The organism is Sphingobacterium bovistauri (assembly GCF_020295405.1).
GTDB classification, from domain to species: Bacteria; Bacteroidota; Bacteroidia; order Sphingobacteriales; family Sphingobacteriaceae; genus Sphingobacterium; species Sphingobacterium bovistauri.
Map to the genome: position 1 here is coordinate 24601 of NZ_JADEYP010000012.1, position 21451 is coordinate 46051.

15 protein-coding genes are annotated in these 21451 nt (G+C 34.3%); 7 read left to right on the forward strand and 8 right to left on the reverse strand.

What is annotated here, in order from left to right:
• Window positions 1-34: 34 nt before the first annotated feature.
• The 6 genes from IPZ78_RS07960 to IPZ78_RS07985 all read left to right on the forward strand — a co-directional run bounded on the left by IPZ78_RS07960 (window position 35) and on the right by IPZ78_RS07985 (window position 8600).
• Window positions 35-2272 carry a tetratricopeptide repeat-containing sensor histidine kinase gene (locus IPZ78_RS07960; protein ID WP_225552478.1) on the forward strand — a complete coding sequence of 746 codons (2238 nt, stop codon included), beginning with the start codon at window positions 35-37 and terminating at the stop codon, window positions 2270-2272.
• Window positions 2265-2894, forward strand: coding sequence for a response regulator transcription factor (locus IPZ78_RS07965; RefSeq protein ID WP_225552480.1), 630 nt, complete (start codon window positions 2265-2267; stop codon window positions 2892-2894). Before IPZ78_RS07960 ends, IPZ78_RS07965 begins: the two co-directional genes overlap by 8 nt.
• A 77-nt stretch (window positions 2895-2971) precedes the next feature.
• Window positions 2972-5521 carry an SEL1-like repeat protein gene (locus IPZ78_RS07970; RefSeq protein WP_225552482.1) on the forward strand — a complete coding sequence of 850 codons (2550 nt, stop codon included), beginning with the start codon at window positions 2972-2974 and terminating at the stop codon, window positions 5519-5521.
• A 12-nt stretch (window positions 5522-5533) separates the two neighbouring features.
• Entirely contained in the window at window positions 5534-6793 is a 1260-nt protein-coding gene (locus tag IPZ78_RS07975; protein WP_225552484.1) for a hypothetical protein, read from the forward strand.
• A 4-nt stretch (window positions 6794-6797) separates the two neighbouring features.
• On the forward strand, window positions 6798-7307 hold the full coding sequence (locus tag IPZ78_RS07980) for a hypothetical protein (protein WP_225552485.1): 510 nt from the start codon (window positions 6798-6800) through the stop codon (window positions 7305-7307).
• 54 nt (window positions 7308-7361) lie between these two features.
• Entirely contained in the window at window positions 7362-8600 is a 1239-nt protein-coding gene (locus tag IPZ78_RS07985; protein WP_225552486.1) for a hypothetical protein, read from the forward strand.
• Between the two features lie 49 nt (window positions 8601-8649).
• Here the strand turns inward: IPZ78_RS07985 and IPZ78_RS07990 are convergent, their stop codons facing one another.
• The 8 genes from IPZ78_RS07990 to ettA form a co-directional block, all read right to left on the reverse strand.
• Window positions 8650-8883 carry a hypothetical protein gene (locus IPZ78_RS07990; protein WP_225552488.1) on the reverse strand — a complete coding sequence of 78 codons (234 nt, stop codon included), beginning with the start codon at window positions 8881-8883 and terminating at the stop codon, window positions 8650-8652.
• A gap of 43 nt (window positions 8884-8926) precedes the next feature.
• Window positions 8927-9091, reverse strand: a complete 165-nt coding sequence (gene ccoS / locus IPZ78_RS07995) for a cbb3-type cytochrome oxidase assembly protein CcoS (RefSeq protein ID WP_225552490.1) — start codon at window positions 9089-9091, stop codon at window positions 8927-8929.
• Between the two features lie 6 nt (window positions 9092-9097).
• Entirely contained in the window at window positions 9098-11491 is a 2394-nt protein-coding gene (locus tag IPZ78_RS08000) for a heavy metal translocating P-type ATPase (protein WP_225552492.1), read from the reverse strand.
• 11 nt (window positions 11492-11502) lie between these two features.
• Complete coding sequence (gene hemN, locus IPZ78_RS08005) at window positions 11503-12858, reverse strand: oxygen-independent coproporphyrinogen III oxidase (RefSeq protein ID WP_225552494.1); 1356 nt, start codon at window positions 12856-12858, stop codon at window positions 11503-11505.
• Between the two features lie 11 nt (window positions 12859-12869).
• A complete protein-coding gene (locus IPZ78_RS08010) occupies window positions 12870-13295 on the reverse strand; it encodes a Rossmann-fold NAD(P)-binding domain-containing protein (RefSeq protein ID WP_225552496.1) in 426 nt (141 codons plus the stop codon).
• A 134-nt stretch (window positions 13296-13429) separates the two neighbouring features.
• Window positions 13430-14491, reverse strand: a complete 1062-nt coding sequence (locus tag IPZ78_RS08015; RefSeq protein WP_225552498.1) for a response regulator — start codon at window positions 14489-14491, stop codon at window positions 13430-13432.
• Window positions 14492-14503: 12 nt separating this feature from the next.
• Complete coding sequence (locus IPZ78_RS08020) at window positions 14504-15694, reverse strand: PAS domain-containing sensor histidine kinase (RefSeq protein WP_225552500.1); 1191 nt, start codon at window positions 15692-15694, stop codon at window positions 14504-14506.
• 10 nt (window positions 15695-15704) lie between these two features.
• Window positions 15705-17387 carry an energy-dependent translational throttle protein EttA gene (gene ettA / locus IPZ78_RS08025; protein WP_225552502.1) on the reverse strand — a complete coding sequence of 561 codons (1683 nt, stop codon included), beginning with the start codon at window positions 17385-17387 and terminating at the stop codon, window positions 15705-15707.
• Between the two features lie 265 nt (window positions 17388-17652).
• On the opposite strand from ettA, the gene IPZ78_RS08030 reads away from it, so the two are divergent.
• Complete coding sequence (locus tag IPZ78_RS08030; protein WP_225552504.1) at window positions 17653-21450, forward strand: carboxypeptidase-like regulatory domain-containing protein; 3798 nt, start codon at window positions 17653-17655, stop codon at window positions 21448-21450.
• The last annotated feature ends 1 nt before the right edge of the window (window position 21451 follow it).

Genomic DNA, 21451 nt, shown 5'->3' on the forward strand with positions numbered 1-21451 from the left:
GCCTCATACTTAAACGATGAGGCTTTTTAATAAAATGCATAAAATTGTTGTCTTTACCCTAATTTTCCTTTCTTGTTTTTTCATAAATAATCTATTCTGTCAGGAACAAGAGAATGAACTAGCGCAACAATTTAACACGACCAAAATTGGTTCTCCAGAAAGATTTGAATTAGCAGCAGATTATGTCAAGTTTTTATTCTTTAACAATAAACAAGATCAGGCATTTAAAATAATAAATAAAGAAATTAGAGAAGCTACTAAGAATAAAAATGGTAAATATGCAGCCAATTTATATACCGTTGCCTCGATAATTTATTTACTCAGTGACGATCAAGAATCTTCTGACAACTATTCAAAATTAGCTTCCTTATATGCTAAAAAAACGAAGGATAAGGAATCTAAAGGATATACATACTATGGTCAAGGGTGGATTTTTGCACGCACAGATAATGAAGCTGAGGCTATACCTAAATATTTAAAGGCACTAGCCTATTATGAAAATGCACATCCTAGTAAAACTTTGTTTTCTAGAAAATTCACCATCTACACTGAGCTTTCTGCCATATATGCGAATTGGAATGAATTTGAACTGCAAGAGAAGTATACATTACTAGCCTTAAAATTAGCTCAAAAGGAAAATAACATCTCCTCTATTTTTAATGCTAATATGGCTATGGGCTTTTTGCGCGAAAAACAATTCAACCTTGATAATGAAGACAAAAAAGCTATTACAGAAGCAGAGTCCTACTACCTAAAAGCTTTTCATACTTTCCAGCAGAATAGTAAAAAGATGACCGTGCCATCTGATCTTTCTTTCGTAGCAAATAATTTAGCGCATCTCTACCTCATGTATTTTCCCAATTCTAATGAATCAAAAGTTGTAGAATATGCCGAAATAGCGATAAAACAAGGTAAATTGACTGGCCAACACAATCATGTTGCTTCAGCATATGGCATTCTTGCAGACCTAAATTTGAGAAATGGGGATAAAGAGAAATCTAAAGATTACTTGTTGGCGGCAATAGTTGAGTTAGATAAAAACAATATAGAAGCGCCATTGACCAAAATGAATGTTTTTGAAAGTCTATCGACTATCCATGAACAAGAGGGAGATTACAAAGAGGCTATTCGTTATCAAAAAGAATACCTTGAGCTTTTTAAATCCTATTATGATCAAGAAAAGAATGCTCGTGCAAAAAAATTAGAAACCCAATACGAGAAAGAAAAACAAAAACAACAATTGTTAGCTCTTCAGTTAGAAAGCCAGAAAAAAGAACAGCAAATTCTGAAAATGAATTTGTTGAATATTCAGCAAAATCAACAACTCGAAAACTTAAGGTTACTAAAAGATAACCAACAAAAAGAGTTTGAATTGGCACAACTAGAAAAATCAAAACAACAGCAGGAGTTACGACTTTCGAAACTAGAATCCTTCAATAAACAAAAGGAAATAGTGCTTTACAAAGCACAAATACAGCTAAAAGAACGTATAAATCTATTTTACATTGGTATAGCTGTAATTGTAACGTTATTATTGTTCGCATTTATTTATGCGTACTTACAGCGTTCAAAAAGTTTGAAGCATCAAAAAAACATCTATGCCCTTGAGCTAGAAAAAGAAAGGCAAAATTCAAAAATTTCGAATCTTACGACCATGCTCGATGCCCAAGAACTGGAAAGAGGGAGATTAGCCCGTGACTTGCATGACGGATTAGGTGGATTATTATCAGGAGCCAAAATGAATCTTTCTCTATTAAAAGAACGTGACACTATATTAGCTTCAGACAATGTCAATCAATCTATCTCAAAACTGGATTTGGCTGTTGATGAATTAAGACGTGTAGCCCATAATTTGATGCCTGATTTATTAGAAAAATATGGACTTCAGGAAGCATTAACAGATTATGCTTCTAGGATGTCCAATCATTCTTTGGATATTGATGTTCAGTTTTTGCATTATCAAAACACCTTATCACAAGAGCATCAACTATTGGTGTATCGTATTCTTCAAGAACTTGTAAACAATGTTATCAAACATGCTCAAGCCACACAAATAATTATTCAGTTTGTAGAATACGACTCTCATTATGAAATTGTTGTCGAAGACGATGGTAAAGGCTTTGATACGAAAATCAATAATTCCAAAACAGCAGGATTACATAATATCCAATCAAGGATAGAATTTTTAAAAGGAAAAGTAACAATAGATTCCCAACCTGATTTGGGGACAAATATTGACATACAGTTTCCAAAAACCTATGCACATGATTAAAATTATCATCACAGACGATCATCCACTCCTATTAGAGGGATTGAAAAATATTTTAACACAACAGCAAGATTTTGATGTAATACAATGTTATGCATCCGCCAAAGATTTATTTGAAGGACTAAAACTCCAAAAAGCAGATGTGTTACTACTAGATATTAATCTAGTCGATTGCAATAGTTTGGATATTATTGAAGAATTGATTAGAAAATATCACGATATGCGTATCATCATGTTGAGTGTTCACAATGAATTTGCTGTCATCAATAGTGCTTTGCAAAAAGGTGCCTTAGGTTATATTCAAAAGAATGCTAACATAGATGAGATAATCTTGGGGATAGAAAGCGTATTGCAAGGTAAAAAATTTCTATGCAAGCAAACCAAAACTGTAATGGAAAAAAAGAATCTTTCTGAACTAAAAATAATTCCAAAACTAACAAGAAGAGAGAAAGAAATTTTGACGGAAGCTGCTTCGGGATTAACAACGCTACAAATCGCTGAAAAATTATTCATAAGCCCACACACGGTCGAAAGCCATCGAAAAAATTTAATCGTAAAATTCAAAACGTCAAATCTTACCAAAGCTATCAAACTAGCCTTAGAATATGGAATTATAAGAGAATAAACTACAAATAGCCATTTCCGGGGAGATATTTAATTCCTTGTTGTCGTATATTTACTCTCAAGCAATGACAATAAGAAATGGCACATCGCATCTATATATATAATATCGACTTACCAACGGGCTCTTCTTTTCCTCATTATCTTGGCGAATGGAACTATGAAATTCCTCCCCTACTGTTACCGCTATTTAGTTCAAATATTCGTTCAAAAGGGGAAATATTATATGCGGATAAGGTACAGGGAGTATCAAATCTAAGAAGGTTTTATGATTTATTGGCTGAAGTTTATCAATTAACCTATAAAAAGGTTTTCAATGAGCCAGTAGATGTGATGTTTGATTTTTTGGAGAATTTGCCCTATGACACCTTTCAGATTGATGGCACTGATGTGTTCAATATGAATGAAGAGAAACACAGTCAACAAGCTAAAGATTGGGGTATTCAAATAAAAAAACAAGTCGACATAATTGAAAAAGCTATAGATGAACGTTCATTAAAACCCCTTGATGAATATCTGAAAACATTTGGATATATATCCTTCTTAGAGGCGTTACAAACCGATTGGATCAATTACGGATTAGGATATTGGAATGATGACGCGTACAAAAATGATCATATAGAAATATTTACTGAAAATGGTTTTGAAGGTGTGCGAGATATGAAAAACAACATCATAGTTCAGCCTATTTATCAAGAAATATATGCTTTTGAAAATAATATTGCAGTTGCTAAAAAAGAAGACAAATATGGTTACATAAATAGCAAAGGGTTCGAAATAACCCCAACACAATTCGATGATGCTTTTGATGCTTTACAAATTTTCTATGGTGACATCAAAGATAATGATTACGAATTCCATACGTTAGTTGGCGTAGTAGAACAAGATGATAAATATGGATTACTGGATTTAATATCAAACACAATTCTAATCCCTATTACATATGAAGATTTAGAATATTTATATGGTAATTGTTTCAACGAACTGCAAAATGGACTATACTATTTAGTTGACCATGAAAATGAGTTAGTAGTTCATGAGGGTAGCGAAAACAAATTTGAATTTTGTAATTATAGATTATTCTTCACGAAAATCAAATGTTCATCCAAAAGAAAATACTTCAGCAGCAATGGAACTTTTCTAGGCGAATACATCGAAGATATGGTCGAAGATTTGCCTTACGAGCATTATTATATACGTCCGAATAAATTTCAAAAGAAAATTCAAATCATCAAACCTGATGGTAGTTTATTAGATACCGAAATAGACAATATAATACCGTTAGATAAATACGAAACGCTAGCCTATAAAAAGATTGGCGAATGGTTTATCTATAATTTAAAAGAACAAAATCACGTTACGATTTCGAGCAAAATAACCAATATCATTGTAGATTATTTTTCGGATGAATTTCCTAATTCATACATCTTACAAACCGATGCGGGAACAGGATTTTTTGATGCGAAACAACAAATTTGGCTTATCCCAGTAGATAAGGAAATTCAGAAAATAACAATGGTTTATTCTAGAATATTTTCCATTCAACGGAAATCAGGTTTTACCTATTGGGATGGAAATACGAACACAACAAGCGAAATTTACGATTATATTTCAGAAGCGATAGATACCGAAAGCCATAAGATTTTATTGTATAAAAATGATACTATCTACGCCTTGTCACTTGATGATAAGTTAGTTGAAATTCCGAAGGAAGAAATGGGTCGGTTATACCAAAACAGATACAATTTAAGAGGGAAAGACAACCAATTTTTTAATGCTTTCTATGAAAAATGGAAGGCAAAATTAGGAGAAGATTATTTCCAATACTATGATAATGATAGTTTGTATGATATGGCAAAAGAATATATTAAACACGAAAAACTAGACCAAGCCGTTCCCATTTTACGTTTAGGAGTGCGACGTGGTGATGAACGAATGATGTATGATTTAGCGGGTATTTATTCGGATGAAAACAATAGCGAGTTTTTCAATCTGACAGAGGCTATTGAGTTGTACACAAAATCTAGTGAATTGGGGCATGCCTTTGCAGCTAATGACTTAGGTTATCACTTACAAAATGGTATCGGTTGCGCACAAGATATCCACAAAGCAATCGAATATTACGAAAAAGCAGCACAACAAGGTAACGGTCTTGCTTTGTCTAATCTTGGCGACTTATATTTTCATGGCGAATGTGTGGAGCAAGATTATGATAAAGCACTGGATTACTATTTAAAAGCACAAAAGAAATTTTATTTCAATAACCAGAAAATAACGGAAATATATTACCAAAAAGGAGAATTTAACAAGGTAATTCCGCTACTAAAGAAAGATATCGACGAAGAGTTTTCACCCATCTATTATGGTATTATGTATGAAAACGGCTTTTGTTTGAAAGAAAACGTGAATAAGGCCATCAAATATTACGAAAAAGCATTAGAAATCGCCATGTACGAACATGCTATTCAGCGTTTGTTGTTTCATTACAGAAAAGATTCACCATTTGCCAACGAAATTAGATTTCAAGAATTATTAGCATTAGCTAAGGAAAATGACATCGAAATAAACCGAGAAGAATTAGGTTTAGAGCCAGTCAAGAAAGATTCATTTTTAAAGCGATTTTTTAAGTAAATAACCTGAATTATGTTGAACTCATTTAAAAGAAATAAAGAATCCTTTCCTCAAGAAACTGAAGATGGAAAGGTATATATAGCTGGAGATAAACTCTATTTTATCGACCATGGATACGAGGAATCTGTTGATTTATCAATTTTGAAATATGCCTATGTTGAGATATTAAGCGATAGACCTTTTCTATTTCTATTCGACTATCAGCAGCATTATATTTGTTGTTTACAACATGGTTTCGCGAAAGCTTACACAGAATTGAGCGAACGATTTGGTTTTGATGATGCCGCATTTTTCAAAATTGCAAATAGTAAAAAAGAACAAAAGCAGCGTATTTGGATACAATCTCAAAAGAAAAATTATCATATTCTAGATGATACAAATAAAGATTATACGGAAGGATTTGAAGTCTTAAGCCAACCTTCACAATTTATATCTTGGGATACTTCCTATGACGACATTAAAAAGCTGGGTATCGGAACATCTTACACGTCTGAATTTGACACCAATTATTTCAAAATTAATTATCCTGTACGAATCGGTTCACTAGTTATGGATGAATTGGAATTTTATGATGATAATGATAGAAAAGAAATAGCTGTGCAATCTTTTTTTGCGACTTTAAACAATGGAAACAATACCGATGATAGTTATAAAGAACTACGAAAACTTTGGATGGAAGAAATCCCTACCAAAGTAAAAGATGCAGGATACGAACGTAAAGACCAAAAGTACCTTAGTTTTGACCTAGGAGATATTTCATTAAGCATCTGTTATACCTACGATTCCGAACAGTATGATGATGGATGCACTTCACTATCTATCAGCAACTACAGAGATTATTCAGACATCATATTACGCGAAAGAGATGATTTACAACCCGAATCCACCGAAATAATTACTTTTAAATCACTTCTACAGTTTATGCCTGACTATACAAGCAATGCTAAAGTAACGGCAAAACCTAAGCTAATAGAGAAACTGGCTGGTCACAAACAAGCCCTTTATTTCAATAAAGAAACCAATAGGTTTGGATTTACCTCAGACCAATATGCTATAGAATTCGCTTGCTCGGAAGTCGAACAAATCAGCATCCAAAATGTATTGCCCGCAAAAGGAGGTGGTTATGCAGAATTGAGTATCAAACCATTTGGACAAGATTATAGCACGACTAACTTCTATGCCAATCAAAACGAATTAGATGAATACGCAGAGCCAATTGAGAAGCTATTGAACATAAAAGTCATCATGCCCGAACCTTATTACAATTGTTAATATAATGTGGATACAAAAATTAATATTTACGTTGAGTGTTTTTAGTCTTTTTAAGTGTGCTATCCCCCATAAATTGAATGTAGCAGCTATTGAGTACACCTATATTGCCGCATCTAAAACAAATAAAAAGGGCGCTCATATTCGATACAGAAAACGTATTCCCCTAATCGAAAAGTTGGACCCAAAAATATGGAACATTGAACAGTTTAATAACAAAATAGCGTATAACATTCGCGGACACATTACTTCTGCTGGACATAGTATTAATCGGATAAAAAAAATTAAAACAAAAAAAGAAATAATTGACAATACCCTCTATATAATACATTACGTATTAATCAAAAATAATCCAGGGAAAGAGAATGCCAACATAATGGGATATAACTATGTGCAAACATACACGCATAAAATAACACAAGATATCAAAAAAGTAAAGATAGAACTTCGACATCAGCTCCTCGCAAAAGAACACACGAATACCTTAATGACTGAAGAAAACATCAATATCAAATGACACTTAGAAGAACAAAATTAAACGATAAATAAAACTTTTTCATAACTTAAGGAGATGATTAACCAATTAAACTGGACAAAATCAGAAAGAATAGCCTTTCGTTTTGCTTTTATTCTTATTCTCACATTCATTATTGAAAAAAACAATGGAGCTTATCCATTGTTTGAAATTATTACTAAGCCCATTGTTTATTTATTCCAAGAGTTGACACCTTGGTTTGCTAAAAATATTCTAAAATACAATTATGATTACAGCATTTATACCAACGGTAGCGGGGATACATCCTATGATTGGATAAGTCTACTTCTTTTTATAATTATAGCGAGTATCGCGTGTGTTATATGGGGTATCTTAGATCAAAAACGAACTAATTACAATACGCTATATTATTATCTTACGGTATTTATCAGATACTATATTGCATTTATGTTATTCAATTATGGAGCGATTAAATTGCTTCATGCACAAATGCCTCCCCCTACGCTGAACAAATTGATGCAACCCCTGCATGAATTTTCACCAATGGGATTAGCTTGGACATTTTTAGGCTTTTCAAAAGGTTATAATATTTTCATGGGAATCGTTGAAATCATGGCAGTATTACTCCTATTTCGCAAAACGATGGTCCTCGGGGCATTGATTACAATGGCAACAAGCATAAATATTATGACTGTGAATTACTTCTACGATGTACCTGTAAAAATGATATCTACAGCTTTATTTGCCTTCTCCTTGTTTTTGCTTCTACCAAATTTTAAAGCTTTGTATGCATTCTTTATTCTAGGAAAATCCGCAGAAATTCGTACAATTGACAAGCCAGTATATAGTAAGACTTGGATTAATAAAGGTCTAATTGCTTTGAAAATTATTTTTCTTGTCGTGTTTATTGTTACCCAGTTCTTCTCACTCTCTAATACACAGAAGATGATATCTGAATACTTTAAGAAATCAAGTATTAACGGAATCTTCAAAATTGATCGTCAAGGTAAATCGCAAAAATCTATACCAAAAGATTGGAATTATGTCATATTTGAATTCGAGGGTACCCTAATCACTAGGGATACAAATTATCAAAAAGGGTATCAACAATATATTTTAGACGAAAGGACTAAGGAAATCACGATAAATAATTACAAATTAAAATATAGCGTTGAGAAGAATGGGGATATCATAATGAAGAAAAAATTTCCTTCACATCATGAAGAAATTAGGTTGGTAAAACAGAGGCAACAAGATTTTGAATTATTGAAGAGGGGATTTAATCTTATTCAAGAGCACCCATATAATCGATAGCACACCGATGTGATGAGAATAGAAATTTAGGGAAATCCCTAAATTTCTATTAATCTTCGTTTCTTTTATCAGCTAGTGAAAACTTCACTCCCTTTTGAGGATATGTTGCAGCGCTTTTTGCACTTGTATTACTCACAACTTTCTTTACACTGATGTAATCCCCCAATTTGAAATAATACTTTGCAAGTTTATAATCCAATATTAACGGGCCGCAGAAATAATTCCCATCTGCATCCTGCTCAATTACACCACGGTATAAACCTTCTTTTGTCTCTCTTGGCATTTTTAATTATGTATTTGATGCAAAGGTACAAACAATTAATTCATTATTTTGAATTATCTGTTTCCTTTACTTCGTCATCAAAAAGAATACGAACCGATGGTGTATACGTATCTTCGTATTGCTTTGTCTTATTCGCCCAAAAGAATGCCAATAGAAATATCAAAGCAATAAATACACTAAATCCAATTAATAAAAAGATAATATTCATAAATATTTAAATTAACCCTCTTTTCTTGCCATACCACCGTGTCATCAAACTCGTGAACGAAATAATGGTCACTGTACTTATTGGCATTAATATAGCTGCAAAAAGCGGTGACATTGTTCCTTGAACGGCAAAACTAATACCAATAATATTATATAAGATTGATATCACAAAACTCATTTTAATAACCTTGACCGCATCTTTACTAAATCCGAAAAAAGCAGGAATATTAGCAAATGATGCTCCATCCAATATCGCATCGCAACCGGGAGAAAAATTATTGATATCATCCGAAACAGCAATACCTAAGTCTGCTCGTCGTAATGCACCCGCGTCATTCAGACCGTCACCCAACATACAAACTCTTCGTCCTTCTTTTTGCCAACTTTCAATTCGTTGTAACTTATCAGAAGGATTTTGGTTAAATAACAACTTAGAATTAAATGGAAAAATTACCTTCAATGCCTCAGCTCGGCGCTCATTATCACCCGATATTAAATGAAGCATATAGTCATCTTTTTTTAAAATTTGAACTACTTCATTGAATCCCGAACGCCATGATTGCTCCAAAGTGAACACTCCTTTAATAGCTTTATTAATTTTTACATAAACCGCTGTATCATCTCTTTGTTTTGGTATTCCAACAAAAATTGCACTTCCTATTGTGACTTCATAGTCCAAATACTCGGCAGATTGTCCTTTACCAACAACTTCATTATAATTTGAAATAGGTAATAATTGACCTTCACCCAACCACTTCAATATTTCACGACTCAAAGGATGGTTTGAATTACGACAAATTGAATACAGAATATCCTTTTCTGTCGAACTCAATTCTCCCTCAAAACACATAGCTGATGCTGTTGGAGAAGTGATTGTACCAGTCTTGTCAAACACAACCGTATCTATCGCTGCCATTTGTTCAATCGCAGCTGTATTTTTTATATAAAATTTATTTTTATCAAAAATACTTAAAGCTGCTGAAAGCGTAAACGGCGAACTCAGAGCTAACGCACACGGACAGGCAATAATCAATACCGCCGTAAATGCAGCCCAAGCTTTATCCGCTTGTCCATTTATAAACCAAAACGACAAAGCCAACAAAGCAATACTTACCAATACTACTGTAAAATATTTACTTATATACCCTACAAAAGTATCAAACTGTTTTTCATAGTTCTTGAAAGACTCATTATTCCACAGGCGTGTCAAATAACTTTGGGAAACAGCTTTTACAACTTCCAATTCAATAGCTCCTCCAATTTGTCGACCTCCAGCATAGACCACCTCACCCAATACTTTTTCAATTGGTTTACTTTCTCCTGTCACAAAACTAAAATCTACCGATGCATTGCCTTTTAATAGAATTGCATCAGCAGGAATGATTTCATTATTACGAATCAAAATACGATCAGCAATTTTCAAATCAGAGATTTGTCTCGGAATTTCTTTATTTTCTTCTAAAACCGTTACCGCTACAGGAAAGTAAGAACGGTAATCACGTTCGAATGAGATGTGATGATAAGTACGTTGTTGTACCCATTTTCCGATCAGAATAAAAAACACCAAGCTGCATAAGGTATCCATAAATCCTGGACCTGTTTGGGTCAAAATCTCAATAGCAGAGCGGAGGAAAAGTACTAAAACCCCAAGTGCCAAAGGTACATCCAGATTCAAACGCTTTTGTTTTAAGCTAAACCAAGCAGATTTAAAATAATCAGAAGCACTATATAGCAAAACAGGAATACCGAATGCCAAATTCATATAACCAAAGAAATTGACGTATTCCTTCTCAAAACTTCCCATCCCAAAATAATCAGGGAAGCTAATCATCATCGAATTACCAAAGCAAAATCCTGCTACAGTAATCTTAGCAATCAGACCATTTTGATTTATTTTTTTTCCTTCTTTGACCACATCCTGCAGTGTAATCTTAGGGTCGTATCCTATATTTTGAAGTAGCTCAACGATTTGTCTTAATGACAATTCCTTTTTATTGAAGGTAATACTTGCTTGCTTTTTCATAAAATCAACCTTCGAAGATTTTACAGCAGTAGTTAGTTTATATAAATTTTCAAGTAACCAAATACATGAACTACAATGTATTGCCGGTATATAAAAAGTTATAATCGCAACATCATCATCTTGGTAATCTACCAGCTTAGCGATGATATTTGGTTCATCCAAATAGCTCAAATCCTGCTTTTCCGATTTCTGAGATTTACCAGGATGTGTATTATATCTATAGTAACTTTGCATGTTGTTTTCATGCAAAATTTGATACACAGTTTGACAGCCTAAGCAGCAGAACGTATGTTCATTAAGTACATATGGTGTATCCACGACCTTATCCCCACAATGGAAACAATCTGTAGCAACTTTCAATTGTGTATCTATTGCCATAATGCGCTACTTTATATTGCTTGACTGAATAAATTTTCGCGTGCTTTTGTGCGTTGCAAACGCTCGTCAAAAGCCATACACACATTTCTTAAGAAAGATTTCCCAACAGCTGTAATTGATATATTCAGGTCATTTACACGTACAAGACTATCATTTTCTAGAGGCTCAAGCCTTTCCAAGATACGTTCGTTCAATTCATGAAAAGGAACTAAATTCACCACGCCCCTACACATCATATCCAAAACGTATTGACGGATAATTACGTCCTCCGTATTAAGTAAATGTCCTTTAAACACAGGTAAACGTCCGTCAAGTATACATTGATGATATTCTTCTACTGTTTTTACATTCTGCCCAAAAGCCGTCCAAGCATCCGAAATTGAAGAAACCCCCAATCCAATCATTAATGGTGTGTACCTATCTGCATACCCCATAAAATTGCGGTGCAGAGTGCCATTGGCATTGGCTATAAATAAAGCATCTTCATTTTTGGCAAAATGATCCATACCCACATCTTCATAATCTGCATCTTGTATCATAGATTTGCCTAAATTATACAAGTCCAACTTCTCCTTGCCCACGGGTAAATCTAATTCTGTAAATCGTCTCTGCCCAGGTTTAATCCATGGGACATGTGCATAGCTATAAAATGATATACGATCTGGAGACATTTTTAGAGAATGATTTATGGTCATTTGAATGGATTCCAAAGTCTGTAACGGCAATCCGTATATCAAATCAAAATTAATAGATTCATAACCTATTGTTCTAGCTTCATACATTACACGTGAAACATCCTCCACAGTTTGATGACGATTGATGGCAAATTGCACACGTTCATCAAAATCTTGAATACCCAAACTTAATCGCTTAAAACCTAAATCATATAAGGTTTTTAAATGCTCACGCGTGGTATTTGCTGGATGCGCTTCAAAAGAAAAACTTGCGTCTGCAGTGATTTGATTGCCTTCTAAAATTCCATTTATTAATCTTTCAAGATTTTCTGGTTGAAAAAAAGTAGGTGTACCACCACCAAGATGTATCTCTTGAATCAAAATACGGCCTTCCCCAAGGAGGTGATGGTACATCTTCCACTCTTTTAACAAAGAATCTATATAAGGCTCTTCGACTTTGTGGTTTTTAGTGATGCGTGTATTACAACCACAGTAAGTACACAAGCTTTCACAATATGGTAGATGAATATAGATACTTATTCCATGCTCTTTTGATTTATTGTAGCGAGCTACTACATTTGATTTCCAATCCTCCCCATTGAAAACATCATTTTCCCAAAATGGAACTGTCGGGTATGATGTGTAACGTGGAGCTGCCACATTATATTTTTCAATTAACTTATTGTAATCCATAATATTTTGAATTAAAGGATGGAATTATTTTTATTAGAACAATCAAAAGAACAATGACATGCTGCACCTAGACATTTACTATCCACCCAATTATTCAAATTATCAATAGTTTGTATAGCGATGCTTCTAGGAGAATCATCTGTGCTTGGTGTATTGGCTACATGAAGCGCTAATTTTCCAGCATGCTTTAGATCAATATGATTAACAGAATGAGAACGGGTGATAATTTTCTTAACACCAATCTTATAAAGTGCATTTAGTAGTTCTTTATCTAGATTATCTTGAGGAGATACAATAACCACCTCTTTACCTTCTGCATAACGAATTGTGGCCAAATTCAACGGATTTGAGATCAAAGTCAAATCATGAACCTTAGCGTTAGCTTTGGCTAATGTTTGCTTCTCAAATTCTTGAATATTATAAGCAACTACCCTCATCAATTATTGTACTTTTTTATTATCCCAAAAGTACTGTGAAGCCACTATCTGCCGAATGTAGGCGGTCAACTTAATATGTGATTTAGGTCACATATTAAGTTAAGAAAGGCTTCCAATATGGAAGCCTTTCTTAACTATTGCTTGATATTTTTCAATTTTTCGATGGAGTAGATTCGAATAGCATTTCCTTCTTTGATGATAAGCTTCTCATCTTTGAAATCTGCAAGCATTCGGCTAATTGTTTCATTAGCCGTACCCGCCAATGCAGCTAAGTCATCTCGCGATATACGGATTACGACTTCATCTTGATCAGGTTTTTCTAATGATTTGGTAGCGACATGCACTAAAGTATTAGCGACACGTTTTCTAACGGAATCATAAGCAAATCCGAGCATTTGCTCTTCTTTCTCCTTAACATTTCCCGAAAGTAACTTAATAAACTTGGTCGCAATTGCTGGCTTATTAAACATCAATTCGAAGAAATTTTCCTTAGGTATCAACGCGACTTCTGAATCTTCTAAAGCACTAGCACTCTCTGTATAATGTTCATTGAGTAGGATAGATTCATACCCAAAAAATTGCGCGTCGGTATGGATATTCGTAGATAATTCCCGACCGTCTAGATAATATAAAAATGTACGTACTTTCCCTGACAACAAATAATACACGTATATAGGTGAATCACCATCTTCGTATATTAACTGCTTCTTTTTGTATACTTTTACGCGGGCTTCTTTTACCAAATCCTTCAATAATACATTTTGATCTTCCTCACTTAGATTCAGCGTATTCGTCTTTTCTATAGCGGAATGTAAACTATCGCGTTTACGTAAACGACTTTCAATAGAATTTAACAATTCAATATCATCAAATGGCTTGACTAAATAGTCGTCAGCTCCCATTTCCATCGCTTTACGCATATCTACACGTTCTGATTTCGCCGTCAAAAAGATAAAAGGAATATGCATCGTTGATTCCTGTTTGCTGAGCATATACAATACGCCATAACCATCTAGTTCGGGCATCATAATATCACAAAGAATTAAATCTGGAACATGTTTCATAGCAAGTTCTACCCCAATCTTCCCATTCTCAGCTGTAAGGATATTATATCCACTCGTGAGCTCCAAAATTTCGGCGGTACCTTCCCTTATTTCAAGATTATCTTCGATAATCAAAATAGTACGTTTATTCATAGTGTAGATTTTTTACTTTTGGAAAGTCATTTTAAATGAAGTACCCTTGTTGATAGCCGACCAATATTCCAACTCTCCCCCCATCAAAGCAATATATCGATTTACAATATTAAGTCCAAGTCCTGTGCCTGGAATATTGCCCGTATTATGTGCTCTGAAAAAAGGTTCAAATAGATTTTTTTGATCTTCCTCAGGAATGCCTATACCATTATCACGAATAATAATAGTACACGCATCATCTGTAATTTCTGTCGCAAATTCAATAAAAGTATCCTCCCCTGAATACTTGATGGCATTTGATATCAAATTGATGATACTACTTTTCAACAAATGCGCATCCAAATCAAATTCTGCATTGGCTCCTGTATGTTGATAGACAATATGTTGATTTTTTTTACAAATCATCTGCATCTCGCCTGTGATTTCTTCCCCCAAGTGAACTACATTTATTTTCTGTTGATTCAGCACCACTACCCCAGCTTCCAATTTTTCTAATGACAAAAAATCATTCAAAATATTATTTAGCAGCTGAACGGCGCCTTTTATACGGCCTGTATGTTTAGCCACCGCATCCAATTTCTCCTGCTCTACGTATTTATCAATAAGAGATGCAGACAATTGAACCGAACTCAACGGAGTACGGAATTCATGTGAAGCCATAGAGACAAAACGAGATTTCAACTGATTAAGCTCCTTCTCCTTTTCAAGCGAATTGCTCACATCAGTTTTCGCTCGCTCCAATTCCGAAACTAAAGCAATTAAATCTTTGGTACGATGGCGAACAGTCTCCTCGAGCTCCAAAGTATGTTGCATCAACCTATCCTCAGCAGCCTTTTCTTTAGATAAATCGTGGATAAATCCGGTGAAAATACTTTTATCTTTATAAAAGACTTCACTCACCGCCAATCGAAATGGAAAGGTCGCGCCATCCTTTTTTCTACCCAATACCTCGCGACCTACACCAATAATTTTTTTATTACCCGTAGTTTTATAATTAGAAATATACGAATCATGCCTGCCGCGATCGGGCTCAGGCATTAACATAGATATATTATTCCCAATTACTTCTTCTGCCTTATACCCAAACAATCGTAATGCTGCAGGATTTATAGATTCCACAATACCTCGATTAGAAATAGTAATAATTCCGTCAATTGCAGTATCAATGATTGCTTCTAATAATTTCGAAGTTTCAAAACTCATTTGACAGGTTCTATTTTACTAATTTCTTATATTTAATACGCTTAGGACCTACATCACCCAGACGTTTTTTTCGATTTTCCTCGTATTCAGTATAATTACCTTCAAAGAAATACACTTGAGAATCTCCTTCAAAAGCCAAGATATGTGTACAAATTCTATCTAAGAACCATCTATCGTGAGAAATAATCACCGCACAACCACCAAAATTTTCTAAACCTTCTTCCAAAGCACGCAACGTATTCACATCGATATCATTGGTAGGCTCATCCAGTAATAATACATTTGAAGCTTTCTTCAACGTAATTGCTAAGTGAACGCGATTACGTTCACCACCAGAGAGTACGCCTACTTTTTTCTGCTGATCTGCACCGTTGAAATTAAATTTCGAAACATAAGCGCGAGAATTTAAGGTCTTAGTTCCCAATAAAATATTATCATTTCCATCTGTGATGTTTTCCCAAACAGATTTATTTGGATCCAAATCATCATGCATTTGATCAACATACCCTAAATCAACGGTTTCTCCGACTCTAAAATCTCCAGTATCAGGCGTTTCTTGCCCTGTAATCAATCGGAATAAGGTAGTCTTACCTGCACCATTTGGCCCAATAATACCCACAATACCTGCTGGAGGTAAAGAGAAACTTAGATTTTCGAACAAAATACGATCTCCGTAAGTTTTCGAAATATTATTTGCTTCTATAACTACATTCCCCAAACGTGGTCCTGGTGGAATAAATAATTCTAATTTTTCTTCACGCTCTTTTGTCTCTTCCGAAGCTAATTTTTCGTAATTATGAAGACGTGCTTTGGATTTGGCGTGACGTGCTTTAGGTGCCATTTTCACCCATTCCAATTCACGTTCTAATGTCTTTTGACGTTTTGATTCTGTTTTTTCTTCCTGTGCTAGACGTTTTGACTTCTGATCCAACCAAGATGAATAATTCCCTTTCCAAGGAATACCCTCACCTCTATCCAATTCCAGAATCCATCCCGCTACATTATCCAAGAAATACCTATCGTGCGTTACCGCAATGACAGTTCCCTTATATTGTTGCAAATGTTGTTCTAACCAATCAATAGACTCCGCATCCAAGTGGTTGGTAGGCTCATCCAATAACAAAACATCTGGCTCCTGTAATAATAAGCGACACATCGCGACACGGCGACGCTCACCTCCTGACAGATTGGCAATCTTAGCATCTGGCTCTGGACAACGCAAAGCATCCATTGCACGTTCCAATTTTGAGTCTAACTCCCATGCATTTGTTGCGTCGATTTTATCTTGCAACTCGCCTTGACGAGCCAAAAGCTTATCCATCACATCAGCATCTTCATATACTTCTGGTAAACCAAACTTTTCGTTGATTTCCTCATATTCTGCTAAAATAGCTGTCGTCTCCGCAACCCCTTCCTCTACAATCTCTCGAACTGTTTTATCCAAATCCAATATAGGCTCTTGCGCCAAATACCCCACTGAATATCCAGGAGAAAATACGACTTCGCCTTGGTATGATTTATCCAATCCAGCAATAATTTTCAACAAAGAAGATTTACCAGATCCATTGAGACCAATTACACCAATTTTCGCTCCGTAGAAAAATGATAGATAAATGTTTTTTAATACTTGTTTTTGAGGTGGGTAAATTTTGTTTACGCCAGCCATCGAAAAGATTATTTTTTCGTCAGACATATGAATATTTTATACTGAAATGCGCTCTTGTTTTTCGTTAGTCAAAGATAACTAAATAAAGCCCAATATTAAATAGTCTAAAATACTTTCATATTCACAAAAAAAACATCATAAATACAAAAATACCTTTACTAAAAAACACTTTTACCAAAAAAAATACGGAAGTTGACATATTTTTAACTAATAAAATATATTAATCACTGTTGTTAACAAAAAAATACATACTTTTACCTATCAAGCAATCCGATCAACTAACCAATACAATATGTTTACTAAAAGTAAAGACAGGAATAAAGTGAATAGCTGTATTTCCTTCAAAAAAAAATTAGCACTAGTATTTATAACCCTAACTATTCAATTTGTCATCCCAATTGATGGAGTAAAAGCCGAAGTAACCACCGATAAATATCAACAAATTATCATTAAAGGAAATGTGCTAACTATTGACGGGAAACCAATAGTTGGGGCAAATATCAGATCAAAAGACAGAAAACATGCGACTAAAACCAATGATAAAGGAGAATTTAAACTCACTCTAGGTGACAAAATTGAAGACATCGAAATCTCTATGCTGGGTTATAATACAGTCAAAATCCCTGCTAGAAAAATCAGAGAGAATCAAGACTTAGTTATCCAGCTTGAAACCAAAAATAATGAGATTGAAGAAATTAACATCTCCGCCCAAGCAGTCCCTAGCGTTAAAATCGATTTGACCAACCGCAAACACCTCAATCTAGGTCAAATCCTAGAAGGAACTGTACCTGGATTGACTGTAAAAAGAGATTTGAAAACAGAAGTAGAATATACGATATCTGATTTTCAGTCAGCAGCAACGTATAAAATGAGATTTCTAACAGAGGAAGAATTTTATAATATTAAAAATTATAATATTTTTCCCAAAGTCACAAACCCTCATTTTTATAATACAGATTATATTTCGACAAACGCTGGACATCAAACCTATCAAGATTATATAAATGAATCCACAAGTCGTGGCACTCAAGGGAGTAATCGCTTATCTTCAAGCACATCAACTAAAGATAATGGTTTACAATTTGAAATGTTAGGAGCGAGCGGAATTGACAACAAAAGTTTGCTATTAGTAATAGATGGATTTGTTCAAAGTAAAATTCCTGAAAATTTTCCATTAAACAATATAGAGACTGTCGAAATCATACGAGATCCACTGGAATGTGCTAAGTGGGGCCCCGATGCGATGAATGGAATCATAAAAATCACTTCCAAACAAGGTACAGCTGGCAAATTAAGTTTTGATTACAGTTCAAACGTATACATTTCGAACAAAAGTGATAATAGTCCTGAAAATTTGAATTTGGTTTCAAGCCAAGACGTGCTAGACTTTTATAAAGAACTGTATGACAACAAGCTGCTATTCAACGCTAATTTGAGTGGAGTGAATCATAATTTCGTTCCAGCAAAACAATTGCTATATGAGTTGGATAAGAAAATGATTACAGAAGATATGTTTAAGACAAAATGGGATTCTTTGTCAAGCATCTCAAACTATGAACAAATCAACTCTCTCTATAGACCTGCAGTGAGACAAAACCACAGTCTGTCTATATCAGGAGGCACCGAAAAATACAATGCTGTATTCTCAGGACTATATGCTTATGACAAATTAAACACCATTAGAAATAGTGAAAGCAGATATGGCTTGTCATTACAAAACAATTTCAACCTATTAGACGGGAATCTGAAAGCAAAATTATTTGTGACCTATAACAAAGAACTAGGTCACTCATCTCAATTCGAAATCCCAAATAATTTCGACCCATACCAATTATTGCTCGACCAGAATGGAAATTATGTATACGACTATTCTACAGGCACATTCTCAAAAGCGCTAAATGATGTGAATATAACAAGAGGGTTTCTAGATAATGGAAAAAATGCTATTGAGGATGCGAACGCTAGTGACAATAAAAGAATTTTGAATAATTACCAAACATTATTAAACCTAAATTGGAACATTACAAAAAATCTAGACTTTGATCTTGGAGGTAAATTCTTTATTGAAAAGGCGAAATCTAATAATTACACAGGGGAAAATCACAGTTCAACTAGAAATCAGATAAACTTATATAGGGAATACATAAATACTACTTCTCTCAAAACGGCTAGTACCTATATGATTCCATATGGTGGTATCCTCAGAAGGACAGATGAAAATAAAGACAATTGGGATTTAAGAGCTTCTCTTAAATATAGATACCAAATAAATAACAGAAATAAAATTAGCTTTTTTGTAGGAGGTACAGGCTCAAGCACTAATACTGAAGGGATCCCTTATCAGACAATTTATGGATACAATGACGAATATAGCCATGGCTTGCCTATTGTATCTGACAACACAAAGTCAATCAATTCTGTTGTTAACGGTCTGATACGCACTGACAACTTATTAAATATAAATGCAGCAAGCGCGTATAATGATAAAAACCTCGGTTTCAATGGTAAAATATCCTATCAATTAGATAATTTTTTACAGATTGATGCAACTAAGACTTATTCATATTTTCCGAGACCATATGTCTCACCGTCATATACGCAAACCTCTCTCTCTACATTAGATGCTACTCTAGATATATTGAACTTATACTTCAAGAATAAGGGAATTTTTAATCACTTCACCTTCAAGACAGGATTTAAAGAGCTAAAAACATCTGATTTAACGCAGCAAGGCATAAGAGGAAACTATATATCTCAGTTAGAATGGAAAGAATCTGTCAGAGCTATTGTCATTAATAATTTTGATATGACCCAACACCAAAATGGCACTAACAGAAATATATTGTCTGATATCAGTTTAGGCTTATTAAAGGGCGCATTGGTTATGAATGCCAATTATTTTCAACCTTTTGATGAGAAAGGAAATATATCTGGAAATATATCTTATACAAATGCTGTCAACAAATTTGGAATAAGCAATTTCGCGATTAATCTATCCTTAGTCAATTTAAGTCCAATACAAAAACTAATATTAGGACTAAATACTAGCTTAGATCCAAATGCGATTGGTATTTCGCCAAGTGCTTTAGGACAAAGACGAGAATCATCGAGCAATAGAAACATTGTTCTAACCTTAGGATTCTTAGAAAATCGAATTACATTAGAAAGTCGGTATTACAACACCCAATTAACAGGACTTTCCTTTTCTGGAATTGTACCAGTAGACCCTACTACAGGTTTAACAACAAACATTTGGTTTGGTGGTCGATCTAAAAATGAAGGAATGACTTTTGGATTAAATACTGAAATCCTTAAAGCGGGAGTCAATAAATTAGGGTGGCGTATGAACATAGTGGGTACATATAATCAATCATCAGTAGATGGCCTGCCTACAGCAAGAAAATTAAATACCACTAATCCATTAACTCTACAATACAATGGCGCTAATCAAAACATTTTACGAAGCTTTTCTTGGGCAGGCTTAAACGAGCAAGGACATCCTCAAATATATTCCACCAATGATAATAAACTAACATTTGATGGTGATAGAAGCAAAACATACACCTTAGCAGATACAACCATAAAAATAGTAAATAGTGGGTTAAGCAGAGCTCCATGGAGTGGAGGTGTTAATCCTTCATTTGAATACAATGGTTTTTTTGCATCAGGTAGAATAATCTTCAACTTGGGTCATGTGATGCGGAGATATATTCCTGCCCCTACTGACGTTTTAGATTCGGATAAACTAATGAGGGAAAGATGGAGTGAAAGTGGAGATGAGCTAAATACCGACGTACCAAAAATTATGCAACAGAGTTACTACCGAACCTTAGTAACTCAAAATTCAGACAACAGCATTTTACCAGCAGATCACATTAGACTTCGTGAAATACAATTGGGATACACGTTCCCTAAAAATATGCTTCAAAACCTTAGGCTTAACGCGCTCACCCTATCATTTCAAATGATGAATGTAGGCTTATGGGCTAAAAATAATTACGGTATTGATCCTGAAGCCATCACGAATGTCGGAAAACTTATCCCTCAACAACCAAAACAGTACATTTTTTCCCTAAACGTTAATTTCTAAA

What these genes read in the sequence shown, in the direction of transcription:
- hemN (WP_225552494.1), bottom strand. Translation starts at nt 12,858, where the DNA reads ATGGATTACAATAAGTTAATTGAAAAATATAATGTGGCAGCTCCACGT.
- IPZ78_RS08030 (WP_225552504.1), top strand. Translation starts at nt 17,653, where the DNA reads ATGTTTACTAAAAGTAAAGACAGGAATAAAGTGAATAGCTGTATTTCC.
- IPZ78_RS07985 (WP_225552486.1), top strand. Translation starts at nt 7,362, where the DNA reads ATGATTAACCAATTAAACTGGACAAAATCAGAAAGAATAGCCTTTCGT.
- IPZ78_RS08015 (WP_225552498.1), bottom strand. Translation starts at nt 14,491, where the DNA reads ATGAATAAACGTACTATTTTGATTATCGAAGATAATCTTGAAATAAGG.
- IPZ78_RS07975 (WP_225552484.1), top strand. Translation starts at nt 5,534, where the DNA reads ATGTTGAACTCATTTAAAAGAAATAAAGAATCCTTTCCTCAAGAAACT.
- ettA (WP_225552502.1), bottom strand. Translation starts at nt 17,387, where the DNA reads ATGTCTGACGAAAAAATAATCTTTTCGATGGCTGGCGTAAACAAAATT.
- IPZ78_RS08020 (WP_225552500.1), bottom strand. Translation starts at nt 15,694, where the DNA reads ATGAGTTTTGAAACTTCGAAATTATTAGAAGCAATCATTGATACTGCA.
- IPZ78_RS07970 (WP_225552482.1), top strand. Translation starts at nt 2,972, where the DNA reads ATGGCACATCGCATCTATATATATAATATCGACTTACCAACGGGCTCT.
- IPZ78_RS07965 (WP_225552480.1), top strand. Translation starts at nt 2,265, where the DNA reads ATGATTAAAATTATCATCACAGACGATCATCCACTCCTATTAGAGGGA.
- ccoS (WP_225552490.1), bottom strand. Translation starts at nt 9,091, where the DNA reads ATGAATATTATCTTTTTATTAATTGGATTTAGTGTATTTATTGCTTTG.
- IPZ78_RS08000 (WP_225552492.1), bottom strand. Translation starts at nt 11,491, where the DNA reads ATGGCAATAGATACACAATTGAAAGTTGCTACAGATTGTTTCCATTGT.
- IPZ78_RS07980 (WP_225552485.1), top strand. Translation starts at nt 6,798, where the DNA reads ATGTGGATACAAAAATTAATATTTACGTTGAGTGTTTTTAGTCTTTTT.
- IPZ78_RS07990 (WP_225552488.1), bottom strand. Translation starts at nt 8,883, where the DNA reads ATGCCAAGAGAGACAAAAGAAGGTTTATACCGTGGTGTAATTGAGCAG.
- IPZ78_RS07960 (WP_225552478.1), top strand. Translation starts at nt 35, where the DNA reads ATGCATAAAATTGTTGTCTTTACCCTAATTTTCCTTTCTTGTTTTTTC.
- IPZ78_RS08010 (WP_225552496.1), bottom strand. Translation starts at nt 13,295, where the DNA reads ATGAGGGTAGTTGCTTATAATATTCAAGAATTTGAGAAGCAAACATTA.